The sequence below is a fragment of the Lactococcus garvieae subsp. garvieae genome, from assembly GCF_029024465.1.
GTDB classification, from domain to species: domain Bacteria; phylum Bacillota; class Bacilli; order Lactobacillales; family Streptococcaceae; genus Lactococcus; species Lactococcus garvieae.
Map to the genome: position 1 here is coordinate 1,388,712 of NZ_CP118950.1, position 18,502 is coordinate 1,407,213.

The window sequence follows — 18,502 nt, forward strand, 5'->3', positions numbered from 1 at the left end:
AAGGGATAGATGTGGTCTTATTGAACAGGCTTATTTTTTCCAAAAACTTCAATTTGGGTCAGCGCAGGGAAAGGCGAATCATCCTGTACCTTGTTTAAATGCCCCAGCTTGATAAAAGTGGTCTGCTGTGTCGGGAATTTAAAGTTTTGAAACTCTGTCTGCTTTTCTGTGTCAAAAGTCATACAATGGCCATTGGAAAATGTAACTTCTACACTTTGCCAATAACTATCGTGTGGGAAGTCACAGCGGAAAAGTAAGTTCAGTTGATCCACTTCAACATTACGCCCAAAATCAATAGTTAATTCCGCATTTGCCTGCTGATTAATCCCCCATGAAGCAAAAGGATAAGAACCATGTGACAGGTTAGCACATTTACCATCGATGGCATTTTTTGCGAAAAAGACCGACTCGTCCCGTGTCTCGACATTGGCTGAAGCATGCGGATACACGCCGGAGCTCTCTTTTTGATCGTGCGCATTAAAAGAAAGATTTTGATAGTTTGTCCTTTCAAAAGAGCGAGCTTTGCGCACAGTCAAACTATGACGTGCAGATTTAAACGCCGTGTCGACAGAGGACTTTCGCAGATTTTCTGCTAAAGGGATTTCGTATAACCACTCTTCCTGAGTAAAATAAAGAAGTGATGGCGCAAGAGTTTCATCAAGCTGAACCATATAATATCCTGGAACTTCATCTACTGTAACACGAATCTTGTCTCCCACTTGGTACACATATTCCTTAATACCTAGTGTACAAAGCTGGTTGCCTTGATCCATGAATGGTGCATATTCTTTCTCATGGTCAATTTTGCCAGAGATATTTTCCTTGTCCTTGTTAAGCAGTTCAATTTTTATCATTCTTTGTTCCTCGTTTTTCTTTATTCAGGTTGTTTGCCGATAGAGGCAAGAATTCCGCCATCAACATATAGGATATGCCCATTGACAAAGTTGGAAGCCTCTGAAGCAAGGAAGACAGCTGCCCCTTGTAAATCCTCCGGTTTCCCCCAACGTTCAGCTGGTGTTTTCGCGATAATAAAGGCATCAAAAGGATGACGCGCACCATCAGCTTGACGTTCACGCAAGGGTTGTGTTTGTTCAGTAGCAATATATCCAGGACCGATACCATTACACTGAATATTATATTTGCCATACTCAGAGGCGATATTTTTGGTTAACATTTTCAGACCTCCCTTGGCTGCAGCATAAGCCGAAACAGTTTCACGGCCCAACTCCGACATCATGGAGCAAATATTGATAATCTTGCCGCCTCCTTTTTGAATCATCGCAGGAAGAACAGCTTTTGACATGATGAAAGGCCCTGTGAGATCAACATCCACAACCTGTCGGAAATCACGCGCCGTCATGTCAAGCATCGGTTGCCTTGCGATAATGCCTGCATTATTCACCAGAACATCCACACTTCCGACTTCTTCTTCAATCTGCTGCATCATCCTTGCAACTGCCGCTTCATCAGTAACATCACAGACATAACCATATGCCTTAATGCCTTCTTTTTCGTAAGCTGCTAATCCTGCTCCTACTCCCGCTGAATGTCTGGCATTGAAAACGATCTTTGCGCCTGCTTGAGCGTAAGCAAGGCCAAGAGAATATCCGATTCCATGTGCGCCTCCTGTGATGAGAACTATTTTTCCCTTCATGCTGAATCGTTTTAAAATATTATCTGTCATTTTTTATTCCTTTTCTTATTAAAAAGCAGGCTCATATGCAATATGAACCTTTTGTTCTTATACGGTCTATGAAAAATTTTCCAACGACTCGGAATTGTGTAAGTGAGGTAAGTCATCCGAAAATTCTTCACACACCGTGCAAGACTGATGGCTTATACAATGTGTGTTGTGTTGTGTTGTGTTTTATTTTGCTGGTGGCACAGGTAAGCCTAAAATACCAAATGCACTGAGGACAATCGTGAAAATTAAGACCAACCAGATAACACGTGTAGAATTCAGTTTCTTTTGGCCCAACATCCAGTAAGTCAATAAGTCTAGTGGTATTAAGTCAAATGATAAGTTGCTAGATTCTGAGTAAAAATCTTGAAAAAAGACAGCACGAAAGAATCTAGTAAAATTTGGCAAATTTTACTAGGCTAGACAAGGAATTGTGCAGATAAAACTAATTATCTTCCATAAACCTCCTTGGTGGCGTATAGAGTTGGTGGTTGCGTAGTAGCACATCCACCAGACGCACAAGTTTTCTTGCGGTTAAAACGACGGCTCTTTTGTGTTTATGTTTGGGGACTTCATCTTTCTTTTTCTTGTAAAACTCTGCGTATTCCACGTTATGTCTTCGTACAGAGTTGGCGGCTTCAACTAAGTAATAGCGAAGATAACGATTGCCTCGTTTTGCAAGAGAAGTATTTTGAGATGAGGTATTGCCAGATTGTGTTTCTTTCCAATTCAAGCCAGCATATTTAGCGACTTGAGGATGGTCTTTAAAGCGTTCAATCTGTCCTATTTCAGCGATAATTCCTGCAGCGAATACCTTTCCAATACCAGGTACACTGGTCAAACATTGGTATTCAGGGATAATTTCTACCATGTCTTCAATGGCTCGATCAATTTCTTTAATCATCTTCTCTAAACTCCGTATTTCGCGAGCAAGGAGACTGAGTACAATATTGACAGAATCTTGTTGGACGAGTGATAAGCGGTAACTTCCTTTTATGGCAGCTTTTATTGCTTTTGCAAGTTTCTCAGGAGCTTTGAAGCGACCTCGCCCGAGTTTCTGGATGAGTTCCGTGAAATCTTCAAGAGGAGTATTTGCGAGTTCATCTAGCGTGTAATCTTCGGTCATGAGTGTCATAATTGTGGCAGACCAAACAGAGGTACTCAATTCTTCATTCTTTAATTCCGCAGAGAGCGTATTGCACTTGTAGTAGATGTTTTCAATGAAGTGTTGTTTTGTACGTACTAATTGTTCCACGAGCTGAAGTCGAGTTCTTGTGAGATGTTGTAGTGCCAGATACTTTTCTTCTTTAAGATAAGATCTTGTAAAGCGTTCAATGCGGAAGTAATCCGCGATGTAGAAAGCATCAAGGGTATCATTCTTGTTTTCTTCGAATGCCTCACGATATTTCTTTATTTTGGCTGGTTGTTCCACCATGACCTCGACTCCGAGCTGCTTTAACTCCGAGTCTTCGTGGAAGAACATTGCAGGATGAAAACTGTAGAGGGATGTGGCTTCCATGCCAATGACGACTCTATTAAATTCATACTTTTCGTTAAGTGAGAGTACTTGTTCTTTGATTTCAGAAGCACCAATCATATCATTGGTAAGTGAAGCAGCGTACAAGACTCCAAGTTCCGTGTCATTTGACATGATGCACACATCGAGTTTGGTAGAGCTGACGTCTAAACCGACAAAACATTTCATTTGGAAGGACCTCCTTTCATTTGATTAGGAAACTATACTTGACTACTGAGAGATTCCCCAGAACTCTGTATCCCTTCATCCTCGCTTATTAGAATACCCATCACAGCGATTACTTACCGCCTGCTCGCTACTAAGAGCAGAGTAATCACGGTGGAAACAGCTAGTGAGTTGGAAGATTTGATACAGCTCGGGTCGCAGACTTATGAAGAAGACGAAGCAACAAGGAGAGTTAGCATATTCCTTTTGAGTCCATTCCTAAGAATAATTATTCTGGGAAACGTCACAATAGTCAAGTAAAACGATAACAATTGTTAGAAAATTGGGGTGAAAAATACCCATAAAATATATTATACGAGGTGAGCAAAACTGGAATTAAGGCTGGCAAGATCCCATCTAATGTCGCTTGCATTTCTAATTTGACACCATTATTTGTGTAAACCAGTGGCGTAGCTACTTTGATAACGGTTGGAATCAAAGCACCAATAACAGTTACACCCAGAACAGTTGCCGCATTAGTAAAAGCAGAAAGTTTATCTTTTAAGGTGGTTACTAATTTTACCCCTTGTTTATATCCTAGTGGCAGCAAGGCAGCGCGCCCAAAGAGCAAGGAAATATTCGCAGCAATCCAAAGGAGACAGCCGACAGTCGAGCCTTGTTGAGCTAAAGTTCCTGCAACTGAACCAAAGATGGTTCCCCAAATGACATGGAAGAGCGAATCTCCGACACCTGCAAGTGATCCCATGAGGGCTGTTTTCAAAGCCGCCACAGTTTCCTTCGCTTTATAACCTTCTTTTTCTTCAATGGCTACATCAATCCCCATGATTAAATTTCCAAAAATAGCATTGGTATTGAAGAATTGGTTATGAGTTTTAGCCATATCTTTGAGTTTTTTATCGTCTTTGTAAAGCTTTTTCAGAACAGGCATGATGCCATAAAGATAACCTGAACTCATCATACGTTCATAGTTCCAGTTGAGCTGACTTCCCAAGATATAACGCCAGCTAATTTTATTTAAATCTTTTTTTGTAATTACTTCTTTATTGTTATTCATCACCGTCAAAGCCTCCTTCAAAGTTTTGGCTACTTGTTGCACCTGCTTCAGCTTGTGCGGGTTTTGCGCTGTCACGTTTAAACACTAAGAGTGCTGCGACTATTCCGACAATCGCAATTCCCATCATTGGAACTTGTAAATATGCTGCCAGGAAGAAGCCGACCATGAGATAGGGAATGTATTGTTTCGTTGGCAAATAACGCAAGAGTATCGCCACACCGACAACAGGCAATGTGCCCCCAGCAACTTGGAGACCTGTCATCAACCATTCAGGCATTGCATTGGTCAAGGTTGTTACCGCAGCGTCACCAACGATGAGCATGAGTAAGATAGGAATAGCACGGGAAAGCCCCCAAAGAAATGAACCAGAGAGAACCAAACGTGGTATACGACCGTATTGTTCTTTATCAATTGCTTTGTCAACTCTGTGAAGTAGGAAGACATTACAGAAACGTGCCACAACGTCAAGTTGGAGCATCAAAAGTGAGACAGGAACAGCTAAACCAATACCGTATGCTGCACCTTTCCCTGAAATAATAGCGAATGCTGTACCCAAGACGGCACCTGTGAAATAGTCAGGTACAGAAGCTCCACCAAAGGCTGCAATACCTAAGCGCATAAGCTGGAGGGTACCACCGACCATTAAACCAGTTTTCAGATCCCCCATGATTAAACCAGAAATCATACCGGCAATGGCCGGCTGAGTCAACGAATTCGAAATCAATGAATCATTGATGGCAATAAAGGCAAAAATTGTAATTAAAATGATTTGTAGGACTGTTAAATGCATTTTATCGTTCTCCTATTTTGTTAAGTTTTTCCATAAAGTCAATGGCAGGCTCACTTGGAACCAATTGGGCCGTGATTTTAACGCCACCGGCAGCAATTTCATGGAAGATATTTTCTTCTTCCGGCATGACTTTGATGCTCTTTGTGACTTCTTTTGAGCCTTCTTTATAGCTCATGTTCCCTACATTAAGACTTTCAAGTTTTCCACCTGCTTGAATAAATTTTAAAACATCAGCAGGTTTTTTAAAGAGAAGGAAAATCCGTTGCAAGCCGTATTTCCCTGCATTGATATTTTCTGCTGCTTGAGCTACCGGAATAACTGAGAGTCGCATTGCTGATGGGCAAGCCATGCGTAAAGATGATTTTTGCAAGTCATCGGCAGCTGCCTCATCATTTGCAACAATGATGCGTTGTGTCCCCAAACTTGAAGACCAAATCCCGGCCACTTGTCCATGAATCAAGCGCTCATCAATGCGCGTGTTAACAATTTTTGCTTTGCCTTGGTACTCCGAATAGTCTGCCATATTAAGCGTTACTGCTTCTTGTGCCTTTGCTTCATTCAGCAAGTTTTTCGCATTAACCAGCGTTGTTCTGCTCGAAGTAACCAAATCATCGGCGGAAGCAGTATCGCTCACTGCTGCTTCTAAAACAAGAGAAAGGTTCATCCCAGCGATGATGGAAACATCATCATTATCTGTAAAATGCTTTAAGGCGACATTACAAGGTGTTCCTCCTAGTAAATCAGCAATGATTACAGTTTCACCCTCTAAGGTCTGCATCTTTTCTAATAACTCTTGTTCAAACTGGATATTATCACTATCCTCGGGCATACATACCACATGCATCTGTTCTTGCCGTCCGATGATCATCTCGAGACTTTCTTTCACCCCGGCAGCCATCGAACCATGGCTAATCAATACTATGTTTCTCATTTGACTCCTTATCAATCACGCAAGCGCTCTTTTATTTAACATGTTATCTTCTTGCATTATCAGTATATAACATATTAAGTAGCTTGTCAAGAGAAAATGTACACGGTTACATCTTTTTTTGTAAAAAGCTCCTTAAACCGCGCTCTAAAGCTTTGTATATGCAGCTTGCATATTCCAACTTAACATGTTATTATTCTAATATAAGTTATATAGATAGGAGTATTTCTATTGATTCCAAAGTATGAACAAATCAAACAAGACTTATTATCTGAAATCAAAAATCATAAATTTATCCCAGGGGATAAATTTTATTCAGAAGCCGATATTAAACGAAAATATGAAGTCAGTTCTATCACTGCAGTGAAGGCCTTAAACCAATTAACAAGTGCGGGTTACCTCTACCGTGTTCAAGGCAAAGGTACCTACGTTTCTAAATCAAAAATTTCCCAAAATGTTAAATTCTCAGATATCGAATTGCATTCTCAAGACCACGAAACGGTCAAAGTTCTGTCAATAAAAGAAGAAAATGAGCCTTCAATCTTAAAAGAGCTTGGACTTGACTCAGACCAAAGCTATTATAAAATTGTTCGGGTACGTTATTTTGATGGAACACCCTTTCTCTTACACTTTACGCACCTCCCAAAAACTTTAGTCAAGGAGCCTGTGTCAGAGCATTTGGAAGACTATTCGAGTGTCTATGAGCGTGTAAACAAAGACTTTGGCATCGATCTTTATTCCATGTCCTCTGTCGAAACAAATGAAATTATTTTTCCGGATGAAAGTGAGCTGTTAAACGCACTCAACTTAAGTTTCCGCGAACCTGTGGTTAAACAAGTAAAACACACCTATCTCGTGGATAAGAGTGTTGCTGAATATATTGTCAGCTACAAACATTGGAAATACTTCAAAACAAAAATAGAAGTGGATGCCGAATAGCATCCACTTTTACTTTTGTTTTATTTTTGCTTTAACGTATCAAATACCGGTTGACTTGAAAAATTTAAGCTTTTAATATCCACAGCTTCTGTTTCAAACACAAGAATTTCATTCTTTCCTTCATGAAGAAAGTCCTGAGGACAATACAAACTGTACACGGGTCCTTGGTTCCAATAACGCCCAAGGTTTTTACCATTCACAATGATGACACCTTTGCCATAGTTTGAGCAATCAATGAAAGTATCCGCCACCTTATCCAAGTTAATATTAAAGCGATAAAAAGAAGGTTGTGCTGGATTTTTCCCCGCACTAAAGTCAATTCCACTTAACTGTTCTGCAGAGAAATCTAAAGGATATTGTGTATAGCCTTGGTGAAAATGTATGTCGTGCATCATCCCCCCACGTATCCCTTTTCGCTGACTTGGATGATTAAACTTAAAGCCATAATTGACACGTCCTAAGTTTTCCACTAAACAGTCCACCTGAATCTCTTCTTGATTTTCCGCTACATCAAGTAAGATTTCTTGCCCAATTTCTTCTTGGTATTGTGTGTGTTTATGTTGACCGTCCAGATAGATTTGTAGGCGATCGCTGGCTTCAACAATCTTAAGTTTAGTTTCTTTACCATAGTTTTTCAAGACAGTAGAATAAAGCATATAACCATAGCCTGTGCCTGCTTCTTCTAAAGTGAGAGGATAAGCGGTTGTTAAAGCCTTCAGCATGTTGTCTTTGGTCTTAAATAAAGACACACTCTCTGAAACTTTAAAGGAGCCAAGATTTTCAATTTTCTTGACACGGGGCTCCTCTTGCCAAACATTTGGGCATACTTCTTTGATTGCTTTTTGAACAGCGTAATATTTGGCGGTGGGCTCTCCTGCTTCTGTAAGCAAGGCATCGTAATCATAGCTGGTAATTTGCGGTAGATTTCCCGTATCACGCGCAGAGCAACCATTATAAAAACCAAAGTTGGTACCCCCATGGAACATATAAAGATTAAGCGAACCGAGCTCCAGCATGGCTTTAACTTCATCTGCTAAATCTTGCGGCTCACGTTTAATAATTGGTTCTCCCCAGCGATTGAACCAACCATCCCAATATTCCATGCACATGAGCGGCCATTTTTTGCCGTGTTCTTTCATAAATCCTGCGAGCACTGCCGCGTTTTCTTTCGAACGGCTGCCGAAGTTTCCTGTAACCAAAACCTCATCTTCGATCAAAGAACCCGCATCAAGCGCTGCTTGCCAAGCACCATCTGAAGTAAATAAGGGTACATTAATCCCATATTTTTTCATAAGTGCCATCGTTTGACGAAGATACTCTTTCTCCATCCCATAAGAACCGTATTCGTTTTCAACTTGCATCATGATGACAGGTCCGCCTGCAGTGATTTGCAATGGTGAAATATAAGGAAGTAATACCTTAAAATAGTTTTCCACCTTAGTCATAAATCGCGAATCTGTGGAGCGAAGACGCATTTCTGGTTCCTTCAGCAACCAGGCAGGAAGACCGCCAAATTCCCATTCGGCACAGATATAAACCGAAGGCCGTAAAATAACCATAAGCCCTAAACTTTCAGCCAGTTTAACGAAAGCACGAATATCTTTCATACCTTCAAAATCAAACACCCCTTCTTCAGGTTCATGAATATTCCAAGGAATATAAGTTTCTACAGTGTTTGCACCAAGTGCTTTCAGATTATAAAGGCTGTCTTCCCACTGACTCTGGGGAATTCTAAAGTAATGAATAGCACCACTTATTATCTTAACTGGCTTATTGTCCAGCATAAATTCTTCTTTTATTTGAAATGTTTTCACTACTTCTCCTTACCAGTATCGGTTCCATTGGTTATTTGCTAAGCGCATGAGCGCCTCAAAGTAGAAATAATCTCCCCAGAGGTTAGGTTCATCAATGCCTTTACCTTCTGCAAAAGCATATACACCATGTTGCAACAAACCTTCATTTCCCTCTGGTGCATCTGTATAAAGTTCCCCTAGCTGATAAATAAGCCCCTTCGCAATACCTTCTGCTTCTGGATAAGCTTTTTGCTGTGCCGCTTCTAAGAAGCCACAGGCTGCAATGGCTGCTGCTGAACTGTCTTTAGCAGATGGTTCTGCATCTGTATAATCAAAATCCCAATACGGAATGAGATCCTTAGGCAAATGGTTCAAGAAAACTTCTACCACGGAAGGGTATACCTCAGGAAAAATAGCAGAATGAATATAACTTTCATTCAGTGGAATACCTAAAATAGCCCACGCCTGCCCACGCGCCCAAGTTGACGTATCACTATGTCCTTGGTGTGTAGCTCCATATGCAGGTTGCCCTGTTTCGATATCAAAATAATAAGTATGATAAGTACTTGCATTGTCACGGAATACTGTTTTGAGCAAAGTCGCATAATGCTTCAGTGCGACTTCTTTGTAAATTGCTTGACCAGAATATTCTGTTGCTGCAAAAAGTAAGGGAAGATTGATGAATGAATCAATAATGACACGATATTCTTTAGGCTCCCCATACTTGCCCCAAGCTTGAATAAAATTGCCTTTTTCTTGAAAACGATTGAGCAAAACATCTGCAGCCTGAAGTAAAGTTGCTCGATAAGTCTCATTTCCAGTTAACTTATAGGCCGCTCCCGCTGACAGACTATACAGAAATCCGATATCATGATGGTCTAACACAAAATGATCGTCTAATCTTTTTTGGAAACTCACCATGTTGGCTTCAATACGATGTAAGAATTTTTCATCCCCGGTATATTCATAAGCCAAGGCTAACATTCCTGTCCAAAAACCGTTGGTCCAGTCATCATTTCCCTTGATACGATATTTCCCATCTGTGGCACAAGCCGAAGGAAAATCATAACCAAAACGCTCCATGTTTCTTTCAATTTTTACAATTATTTTCTTTATTTGATTCTCCAGCCAAGCCTGATCGATATTCTGACCGAGCTGAATTAATTTTTTCTTTTTCGTATTCATCACTCAACCTCTCTTAATATATTAACATGTTATATTATAACTTTTACTTGACAAAATAGCAAGGAATTTTTGATGGCTCAAGAAAAAGCTATGGCTGATATTTTTAAGCCTTGAAAATTTTCCACCCCCCTATAACGCCAAAGTAAGCGTTATCTTAATTCATTGACAATCTTCTTAACATACTATATACTTACTCATAGATAATATAACATGTTAAATTATTCTACTTATCATAGAGTAAAGGAGAATCCAAAGTAAATAAATAAAAGATTTAGATGAACTGCTCTAAGTCCCTTTTCGTTTACTTTAAAACAAGCATTGAGAACATAAATAAATACATGGAGAATATGAAATGATAAAAAAACTATTTTATTTTATTGCTTTCTTACTTGTGAGCATTTCAATAAGTTTTACCTTCAGTCAACAAGTTAGAGCAGAGAGTTATACTTCTGATTTCAGTAATCAGCTTGGGACTTGGGAAGATTTGGTTGGTCAAGCGGATAGAAAAATCTCTCAAGGACAACTGAATATAGCCAATCAAAAGCTCTCTACAGGTTATGAGAGTATTTCGCTGAATACAGATGCAGGAAATCGTAGTTCTGGTGATGTACAAATAACTTTTGTATATCAGGGACAAACCAATTTTGGGCTTGTCTTTCGCGCCGGCGCAGGAAACACCAAAAATTATCAGTCCTTTGCTTATATGAATAATGGAAACTGGCAGCTTGGTCATCCAGGAGGCAAATGGATAACAGATATCCACAGTCAAAGCCTCGAGGTCGGGCAAACCTATAAACTACTTCTACGTTATCAGGGCACAAGTGTTAAAGCTTACCTTAACGGCAAGATAATCTATGATAATCCCCGTGTGACTTACAGTGATGGGTCAACCATTGATGGGGAATGGACTGGAGCCACAGGTTTACGTCTTTTTGGTAATCTGAGTCAGTTGTCGCTCTTATCACTGAAAGCTGGAGAAGTAAACAGTATACCTGAAGTTTTAGATACGCAACAATTTATAAGCTTACGTGACAAGTGGAAGCAACAATTAATCACTGAAAGTTATGATGCTAACAATACACCACTCGTCAAATATGTGAATACTTTGTCTGATAATGCTAAAACCCTTTACCAAAGTATGAATCGCAGTCCTGATCGAAAAGAGTTGTGGCCTTTGAAATCCGGCGACACTCCTTCTGCAAATCTGACGACCCAATTTTCTAACCTCTACCTTCTCTCACAAGCTTATGGCACGAACGGAACAGCTTACTATCTCAATCCAGAACTGCTCGCTGATATTCAGTCTGGCCTTGATTTTATGGTAAGTCAAAAGGGTTACAATGGCCAGAAATATTATGGCAATTGGTGGGATTGGCAAGTTGGTATTCCTCAAAAATTTATTGACAGCTTAATGATTATTGGTGATAAGCTACCCTCAGATAAAATCCAAGAATATACTAAAGCAATCCAGTCCTATGTTCCTAACCCTTATCAACAACTCTATACGAAAGCACAGGATGTATTTGTTGATCTGGCTTTCATTCCTAATTTTTCAACTACAGGAGCAAATAGAACAGATCTAGCCTTAACCGTGCTTGGCTTAGGAATTTTACAAGAAGATGAAAGTAAAATCGAACTGGCATCAAACAGTATCAAAGAAGTTTTTCAAACAGTTACCAAGGGAGACGGCTTCTACCCCGATGGCTCTTTTATTCAGCACAATAATATCCCTTATACCGGTTCTTACGGCAATGTTCTTGTGAAAGGTGTCGGACAAATTCTTGCCACCACCAAAGGCTCACTTTTTGAAATGGACAGTCAAACTGTTTCAAACTTTGTCTCTACCGTCGAACAATCTTTTTTACCCCTCATTTATCAAGGAACAATGCTTCCAGGTGTCAATGGACGTTCAATCTCACGCGCTCCGAAAGAGACGCAGATTGGCTACGGTTCAACCACGATGTATAATTTGCTTATCGTGGCTAACTTAGCACCTGAAGCAAGTCAAAATAAGCTGCAGGAAGCGGTCAAATACTGGATGCAAGCAAATCCTGATTATTATCTCAATAACACGAGAGACTATAATGACTTACAACTGACACTTTCTTTAATGGCAAATACATCAGTCATTGGAGATACTCTTCCCTTTACGGGAACAAAAGTTTTCGCCTCAATGGATCGTTTTGTTCAAAGTAATCCAAATTATATGATGAGCCTAAGCTTGTACTCCAACCGCACCTCTTCTTTTGAAGCAGGCAATGGTGAAAATAAACGTGGCTGGCATACAGCTGATGGCATGTTTTATCTTTATAATAACGATGGTGTCCAATTCAGTAACAGTTACTGGCCAACTGTTGATCCTTATCGCTTACCTGGGACAACCGTAGATACTGTAGCACTTCAAGATGAAAATTCATCCTTCACTACCGTAACTTCTCCCGAAACATGGGTCGGTGGAGCAGCTGCAGAAAATCAAGCCGTTATGGGCATGGCACTTAATAAACAAGGCACCAAAAACAACGGCACTGTCCTTCCGATGAATCTTCGTGCTAAAAAATCCTGGTTTGTTCTCGAAGATCAGACGATTGCCTTAGGGGCTGGAATTAGTGGTGACACCACCGCATCAATCGAAACGGTAGTTGACAACCGCTTGCTTAATACGTCTTACCAATATCAAATCATTTCAAATAAGGGGAATATCACTGATGCCTCAGAAGAAAGTAAAAAAGAATGGCTCCTCTTGCAGTCTGATCATCAAAATGCTTCAATTGGCTATTACTTCCCAACTGCTTCAGACATTACCGTGCAAAGTGAAAAAAGAACAGGGACTTACGCCGATATCAATAGCGCCTTTCCTAGTAACAAGATTTATAACGGTGATTACCGTAAATTCCTGATAAACCACGGCCAACATCCTCAAAATGCAGCCTATGCTTATGTTATTCTTCCAGAAGCAACACAAGAAAGACTTAAAAATTATACCCAAGATAACGCGCTTAAAATTCTTGCAAACACCGAAAGTATCCAAGCGGTGCAAATGGAAACTGTTGGTTATTTAGGCATTAATTTCTGGGCTGCCACAGGCGGAAGCATCGCAGACATCACCACGGATAAGCCTATCTCCTTATTAAAACAAACTCAGCAGACACAAACCACATACACAATTGCAAACCCAACTCAAACCAATGAGACCGCTCATATCCAACTGCCAAAAGATTTCAAGAACATCCTTTCGATGAGTGATGGCGTAAGTTTTGATGAAGCCACGCACACTTTAAGCATTGACTTTTCGGGCAGTGCGGGGAGTGCTAAACAAATTGTTGTGGAGTGATTTTGTTTAATAAGTGTTCTCTTCCTTATTTTATATAACTCCCACCCTAACCTGACTTCAAATAAAAAAAGCATCAGAAATTTCTGATGTCTTTTTATTTTTCACACTAATAAGATGCGCTTAAACACTTTTATCCTTTTTCAAATAACTTAATTTTTCTGCTTAAACAAAAAAAGAGCACATAAGTTCAAAAACAGCTCCTATCCCCGACAACAAAGCAATCAAAAAATCTAAAAATAGAAAATCCCCAAAAACATCCCCAAGAGAGTAAATAGATAATAAAAAGTCAGTCCAAATTACAAGTGGACTGACTTTTTTCAACATACTCATTTTTCAATTTTATATGGCAATGTTCTTACTCCATTTTTTTCTAATATTTTATTGCAATCCCTAATTCTTAGGTGACTACAGCCATCTAAAATAATAGCATAATAAATATGAGTATGAATTGATAAACTCAACGTATAACCAGCTAAGCCAAGAAATTTTCTGCTCAGTATAGGAGGTAAACTTAATCCTATACAAAAGGCAATCATATTTTCAAGTTTTGGGATGGTCTTCCCATTTATTGTATTGGAAATAGCCTTCGTTCCAACTAATGACTCCTCTGATAATTCTGCTTCGGTCATATTTCGCCAATCCATAAGAACTTTTAAAGTTTTTCCTACACTATTTGGGAGGCTATCAACGAGTGTAACCAAACCTTCCATATCTTTGTTAAATTCTAATATCTGGGTGTCAAATTCTTTTTCCTTTGCTTCAACCTCCTCAGAATTTTTGACACGATTAGAAGATTTTTTCTTATCTTCTTTATCAAAAATTTTAAGAACAAAGTTAAAATTTAAATATCCATGATGTGATTCATTTAACACTTCGGCTAAACGTTTCCATAATCGTCTAAAATACTCTATTATTTTTCTCATTCTAAAACCTTGAATTATTTTGAAATCAAATTACCTGAGGTTGGGCATATGGACGTATCTTTTTGTAATCTTTTATTGATTTTACGTTCTTAGAAAACTCTACAAAATCTTCAATATCCCATGGATAGATTTCTACAGTGTTCTTACTGATAAATTTAATTGCAGCAATTTGGTCTCCCACGTCTCTCGCCATATTAGAAGCGATAAATAAACAAAACCATTCATTAAAGTCGGTATTTTCTTTATCTTTCTTGGCTGTTTCTATTACATGGTTTCTTATTGAAGGTAGTTCATGCTCAACTTGAAAACTTCTTTGTTTTGAAATTGTGGGTTCTAAAATCGCATGTACAGAGTTCTCAAACACGTCAATATCCGCTCCCACTTTTTTACCTCGCCCACCAGTTGCAGTATTAAAAGGAATGCCTTGGTCATCGGCTTTGTAATTCGCAACAACCTTTAGTTTAGGCAAAGCTTTTTTCATAACTATTGCTGATAAAAATTCTAAACGTGCTGTTTCTTTGACATATTTTAGAACAAAATGAGAACTTGATTTTTTCTCAACGCTATTTATCATTTCTTCTTTCAAGAAATCCCAATCATTATTTGTAGCCCACTCTTCTATAGCATTTTCTTTTGCTGTTTTGGCCTCAACAGTTTCTTCAACACCTGAAGTAAATAGTAGCTTTTCATCAATTCTTCCCATGAACTCAAAATATTCTTCTTTACTTTTTGAAAAATCTCTATTACTACTGTAATTTTCCAAAATATGTTGAATTTTCTCGTTCTCATTAGAGTTAATATCGATAAATCTTCCAGCTCCACGAAGTGAAACAAGCATAGTCAATCTCAATTTACGAATCACTTCATCTGGTGTTTCTGTCATTATTTTCTCAAATTTATAGTCTGTTTTCTTTGTTTCAATAAACTCTTTACTTGCAGGAGCTAATACTGTATTATCTGTCCTCTCATCTAATAAATTCATAGCATACTCATAAACCAATTCATTAGAAGTATTATAGCCAAATTTTTCTCTAAATTTATATATTATTTCTGCTAATGCTTCATAATCATCATTTCCCCAAGCTATGATAAAAGGAATGTCATATTTTGAGATACCCGGTCTTTGATATTCTTCTTTAAGATACTTGATTACATTTAATACAAGGGGAAAAAAATTAACTGAAATTGTATTGCTTCGATATGGATTATTTATTTGATATTTTGAAAATGCGTTTAAAAATGCAGATTGCTCAAAAGATTCATCATAACCCTCTTTAGGATACCCTTCTTCATATTCTTGAATCATTAGCTTACCGTTAGCAGAAATTTTTATTTCTTTTCCTTTTATAACTTCTACAAACCCTAATTCGTTCAAAAAATTAAATTGAGTATGAATCCTTGATTCCCACCCACCATTCCAGCCAGCTTCTTTGTGAGCAGTCATAGTATTTTTCAATAAATATATTATTTTATCAAGAGATGTTTCTCCTGCTTCTGATTCTTCCCATTCTTTGTAATAGTTCTTAACTTTTTGTTCAGCTTCAATAGATTGGTCATCAGCTTCAAAGTGGAATTTTTTATGATATTCTCTCTTATATGTCCCCATAGTTGCTTGAGTTGGTTCAAATATTTTTTGTTTGATAATCTCGCCTTCTAATTCTAAAGCAATTTTTTCATCAATAACTTTCCCCTCGAACATACTCAATATTGAAATGAATTGTGGTATTCTACTAGGATTTCTCAACGTAGTATTAAATGATATAGGTTTCCTTCTTAATTTCTTTGCCATTTTAACCTTCCTTCACATTGGTTATATATACTTCTTGGCTACCTGATTTTATAGTGTTATCAAATCTTGAAATATAATTACTCTGAATAGAATATTCTTGATACTTTTTCCCCCAATCTTTTAAAATTTGATTTTCTTTTCCTTTATGTCTATACATATTAGATAGCCCCCATTTGATACCTTTCGAGTCCAAGTCATCTAATAAATTATAAAGACGTCTTTCCTCCTGTTCATTCCAAAGTTTGTTGTAATCACTAAAAGTAATCAGGTATGGTGGATCAAAATATAGAAAATCGTTTTCTTTGAACTCTTGCTTCTTCACGAATTTTTCAAAATCTAATCCTTCTGATAGTTCCACTTGATTCTCTATGAACCAATTTGAATAATTTTTTAATGCTTGGCTTACGTTTTTATTCCAATCTACATTACCAACTGGAAGATTAAATTTCCCTTCCTTATTAAACCTAATCATATGATTGAAGCCATAGACTAGAAGAAGATACAATAAATCAGTATTTGTTTGGTTAAGATTATAGTCTTCTCGAACTTTAAGATAAGCTTGCTTATTATATTTTGAAAAATATGTTTTAACGTAAATTTTCTTCAAATCTTCTATTTCTTTATTTTTCCCTCGCTCAGACAAACTTAAACCGTAGTAATCTATCACATTATACATTCGTGAAATAAACTGCTCTATATTTTTCGAATTGTTTTGTAAGTGGAGATGGAGATTGATAATTTTCTCATCAACATCATTCATTGAATAGAATTTAGCCTTTGTATTAAGGGAAGCGGAACCACCACCACAAAAAACATCATAAAAAGTTTCAATATTTTCAGGAAATAAATTTTTCAGTTGTGGCATCAACTTGTATTTATCTCCCACATAAAATAAAGGCGAGCGAATAGGACTATCTTTGAGCTTCATTTAAAACCTCCGTAATAAATACAAACTCTTTATGTTCTTTTAAATCTGTTTTCCCCGCATTAAAAAATTGAAACGGTTTTTCAAATGTTTGAGTTTTTCCACGTTTATTTAAAGATTCTAAGATTTGTTCATGAGTAATCTTATTTTTTGAACTCGAACTTTTAGATTTATATGTATTGTTATATGTAACTACTATATATTTTGTATTTAAGTTCATAATTAAATCTTCAAAAACTTGTGGTGCTGTACTTCTTGAATATTCACTCATATTTTCAGCTTTAGGCTTCATAGCAACACCGTATAGTTCTGGCTTCTCCCACTTAGCTATATTTTCTAAAACGTGATAAAAACGAGAATATTGTCGTGAATTATAAGGAGGATCTATAAATGTAACATCAGAAAATACCTCTCTTACTAATTCATTGGCATCTTTTCTATATATGTCAATATTTTTCTTTTCTTCTGATTCAATATTGATCAATTCGAATTTAAACCTATTTTCAATTTGAATTTTCTTTCGATACGCATCATAATGACCCACAGTGTTAGCAATTTTATCCAAAGAATACAATAATGAAGCAACTAAAATTGCCTTCTCTCGCTCATTTATATCATTATTTTTAGAAATTAAGTTTCGTATTTCTCCAATAATCCGTGCATCAGTTTCGCTAAAAAATTTATTTCCAAAATTTTCTACAAAATAATCGTCATCAGTCTCATTTGTGATTATCTTTTGGAACTTTTCTTGCAGCAAATACAACTTGGTTGAATCAAAATTCTCTGTACCAAAAAAAGCTTTGTATATAACATTATTAGAGAATAGAAAGTCGTTAATAATAAAAGTTTCAAATTGATTCTTCATTCTCTTTGTTACAACACCCGTACCAGCAAATACATCAAAAAAACTTTTTCCTTTTGTATTATCTTTTATTAACTCAGAAATCCAATCTAAAAGTTTATTTTTATTTCCTATGTATCTTCTATTTTCAAGGTTGTATTTTCCGTTTAACAAATTATTAGCCATACTATGCTACACCTCCAACTGATATTGAATGTGCAAAAAAATCCATCAATAAAATTGATGGATTTTTTGAGTATTCTAAAAAAGCATAGAAATCAACTACTGCTGCCTTGTCTTGTCTTGTCTTGTCTTGTCTAATTATCATTTTAAAATTCCTATATATATATCAAGCATTTACTTCTATTATACCATTTTTATCGATAACCTAATTGAAAAAAATAAATTAAATTTTTTGTTCCAAAATTGACTTGATAAGTCAATCAGTTTCTTAGACTTGTCCTAATTTCTAAGCGTGTTTTCGTGAAAAATAGCTATATTATGCTATTTTCAATTGACTTGATAAGTCATGGGAATACCTTTTTAGATTTAGTAGAATAAGGGGTGCAAGGTAGCTTGTAAATAAAAATAGTCCAAATATGATGGCCATCAAAATGGACG

General features: G+C 37.3%; 15 protein-coding genes and 1 pseudogene. 2 read left to right on the plus strand and 14 right to left on the minus strand.

The window, feature by feature from the left end; genetic code table 11:
• Positions 1-17: 17 nt before the first annotated feature.
• The 7 genes and pseudogenes from PYW30_RS06865 to PYW30_RS06895 form a co-directional block, all read right to left on the minus strand.
• Positions 18-854, minus strand: coding sequence for a hypothetical protein (locus PYW30_RS06865; RefSeq protein WP_042219761.1), 837 nt, complete (start codon positions 852-854; stop codon positions 18-20).
• Between the two features lie 20 nt (positions 855-874).
• Positions 875-1,684 (minus strand): gluconate 5-dehydrogenase, encoded by an 810-nt coding sequence (locus tag PYW30_RS06870; protein WP_023889196.1) that lies wholly within the window; start codon positions 1,682-1,684, stop codon positions 875-877.
• A 183-nt stretch (positions 1,685-1,867) separates the two neighbouring features.
• Positions 1,868-2,008: pseudogene (locus tag PYW30_RS06875) on the minus strand (PTS system mannose/fructose/sorbose family transporter subunit IID); the annotation flags it as partial.
• A 118-nt stretch (positions 2,009-2,126) separates the two neighbouring features.
• Entirely contained in the window at positions 2,127-3,386 is a 1,260-nt protein-coding gene (locus tag PYW30_RS06880; protein WP_042219922.1) for an IS110 family RNA-guided transposase, read from the minus strand.
• 289 nt (positions 3,387-3,675) lie between these two features.
• Positions 3,676-4,437, minus strand: coding sequence for a PTS system mannose/fructose/sorbose family transporter subunit IID (locus PYW30_RS06885; RefSeq protein WP_232254552.1), 762 nt, complete (start codon positions 4,435-4,437; stop codon positions 3,676-3,678).
• Positions 4,430-5,227 (minus strand): PTS mannose/fructose/sorbose/N-acetylgalactosamine transporter subunit IIC, encoded by a 798-nt coding sequence (locus PYW30_RS06890; RefSeq protein WP_023889197.1) that lies wholly within the window; start codon positions 5,225-5,227, stop codon positions 4,430-4,432. The genes PYW30_RS06885 and PYW30_RS06890 overlap by 8 nt, the downstream gene beginning before the upstream one ends.
• 1 nt (position 5,228) lies before the next feature.
• Positions 5,229-6,158: a PTS sugar transporter subunit IIAB gene (locus tag PYW30_RS06895; protein WP_023889198.1), complete on the minus strand. Its 930-nt coding sequence runs from the start codon at positions 6,156-6,158 to the stop codon at positions 5,229-5,231.
• A gap of 228 nt (positions 6,159-6,386) precedes the next feature.
• Here PYW30_RS06895 and PYW30_RS06900 point away from each other — a divergent pair, with 228 nt between their 5' ends.
• Positions 6,387-7,094, plus strand: a complete 708-nt coding sequence (locus tag PYW30_RS06900) for a GntR family transcriptional regulator (protein WP_019299505.1) — start codon at positions 6,387-6,389, stop codon at positions 7,092-7,094.
• 20 nt (positions 7,095-7,114) lie between these two features.
• Here the strand turns inward: PYW30_RS06900 and PYW30_RS06905 are convergent, their stop codons facing one another.
• Both PYW30_RS06905 and PYW30_RS06910 read right to left on the minus strand, forming a co-directional pair.
• Positions 7,115-8,908: a glycoside hydrolase family 35 protein gene (locus PYW30_RS06905; protein ID WP_023889199.1), complete on the minus strand. Its 1,794-nt coding sequence runs from the start codon at positions 8,906-8,908 to the stop codon at positions 7,115-7,117.
• Positions 8,909-8,917: 9 nt separating this feature from the next.
• Positions 8,918-10,072 (minus strand): glycoside hydrolase family 88 protein, encoded by a 1,155-nt coding sequence (locus tag PYW30_RS06910; RefSeq protein ID WP_042218786.1) that lies wholly within the window; start codon positions 10,070-10,072, stop codon positions 8,918-8,920.
• A 352-nt stretch (positions 10,073-10,424) separates the two neighbouring features.
• On the opposite strand from PYW30_RS06910, the gene hylB reads away from it, so the two are divergent.
• On the plus strand, positions 10,425-13,403 hold the full coding sequence (hylB, locus tag PYW30_RS06915) for a hyaluronate lyase HylB (protein ID WP_042218784.1): 2,979 nt from the start codon (positions 10,425-10,427) through the stop codon (positions 13,401-13,403).
• 326 nt (positions 13,404-13,729) lie between these two features.
• On the opposite strand, the gene PYW30_RS06920 is transcribed toward hylB, so the two are convergent.
• The 5 genes from PYW30_RS06920 to PYW30_RS06940 are packed head-to-tail and all read right to left on the minus strand — an operon-like array spanning position 13,730 to position 18,209.
• Positions 13,730-14,326: a transcriptional regulator gene (locus PYW30_RS06920; protein ID WP_042218782.1), complete on the minus strand. Its 597-nt coding sequence runs from the start codon at positions 14,324-14,326 to the stop codon at positions 13,730-13,732.
• Between the two features lie 25 nt (positions 14,327-14,351).
• Positions 14,352-16,115 (minus strand): AlwI family type II restriction endonuclease, encoded by a 1,764-nt coding sequence (locus tag PYW30_RS06925; protein ID WP_042218780.1) that lies wholly within the window; start codon positions 16,113-16,115, stop codon positions 14,352-14,354.
• Position 16,116: 1 nt separating this feature from the next.
• Positions 16,117-17,043 (minus strand): DNA adenine methylase, encoded by a 927-nt coding sequence (locus PYW30_RS06930; RefSeq protein ID WP_042218778.1) that lies wholly within the window; start codon positions 17,041-17,043, stop codon positions 16,117-16,119.
• Entirely contained in the window at positions 17,027-18,067 is a 1,041-nt protein-coding gene (locus PYW30_RS06935; RefSeq protein WP_042218776.1) for a DNA adenine methylase, read from the minus strand. Before PYW30_RS06935 ends, PYW30_RS06930 begins: the two co-directional genes overlap by 17 nt.
• Position 18,068: 1 nt before the next feature.
• Positions 18,069-18,209, minus strand: a complete 141-nt coding sequence (locus PYW30_RS06940; protein WP_155269390.1) for a hypothetical protein — start codon at positions 18,207-18,209, stop codon at positions 18,069-18,071.
• Between the last annotated feature and the right edge of the window lie 293 nt (positions 18,210-18,502).

Excerpts from the sequence above, each read along its gene's own strand:
- PYW30_RS06890 (WP_023889197.1), bottom strand. The coding sequence starts at position 5,227 with ATGCATTTAACAGTCCTACAAATCATTTTAATTACAATTTTTGCCTTT.
- PYW30_RS06920 (WP_042218782.1), bottom strand. The coding sequence starts at position 14,326 with ATGAGAAAAATAATAGAGTATTTTAGACGATTATGGAAACGTTTAGCC.
- PYW30_RS06935 (WP_042218776.1), bottom strand. The coding sequence starts at position 18,067 with ATGGCTAATAATTTGTTAAACGGAAAATACAACCTTGAAAATAGAAGA.
- hylB (WP_042218784.1), top strand. The coding sequence starts at position 10,425 with ATGATAAAAAAACTATTTTATTTTATTGCTTTCTTACTTGTGAGCATT.
- PYW30_RS06910 (WP_042218786.1), bottom strand. The coding sequence starts at position 10,072 with ATGAATACGAAAAAGAAAAAATTAATTCAGCTCGGTCAGAATATCGAT.
- PYW30_RS06885 (WP_232254552.1), bottom strand. The coding sequence starts at position 4,437 with ATGAATAACAATAAAGAAGTAATTACAAAAAAAGATTTAAATAAAATT.
- PYW30_RS06870 (WP_023889196.1), bottom strand. The coding sequence starts at position 1,684 with ATGACAGATAATATTTTAAAACGATTCAGCATGAAGGGAAAAATAGTT.
- PYW30_RS06880 (WP_042219922.1), bottom strand. The coding sequence starts at position 3,386 with ATGAAATGTTTTGTCGGTTTAGACGTCAGCTCTACCAAACTCGATGTG.
- PYW30_RS06925 (WP_042218780.1), bottom strand. The coding sequence starts at position 16,115 with ATGGCAAAGAAATTAAGAAGGAAACCTATATCATTTAATACTACGTTG.
- PYW30_RS06865 (WP_042219761.1), bottom strand. The coding sequence starts at position 854 with ATGATAAAAATTGAACTGCTTAACAAGGACAAGGAAAATATCTCTGGC.
- PYW30_RS06895 (WP_023889198.1), bottom strand. The coding sequence starts at position 6,158 with ATGAGAAACATAGTATTGATTAGCCATGGTTCGATGGCTGCCGGGGTG.
- PYW30_RS06930 (WP_042218778.1), bottom strand. The coding sequence starts at position 17,043 with ATGAAGCTCAAAGATAGTCCTATTCGCTCGCCTTTATTTTATGTGGGA.
- PYW30_RS06940 (WP_155269390.1), bottom strand. The coding sequence starts at position 18,209 with ATGATAATTAGACAAGACAAGACAAGACAAGACAAGGCAGCAGTAGTT.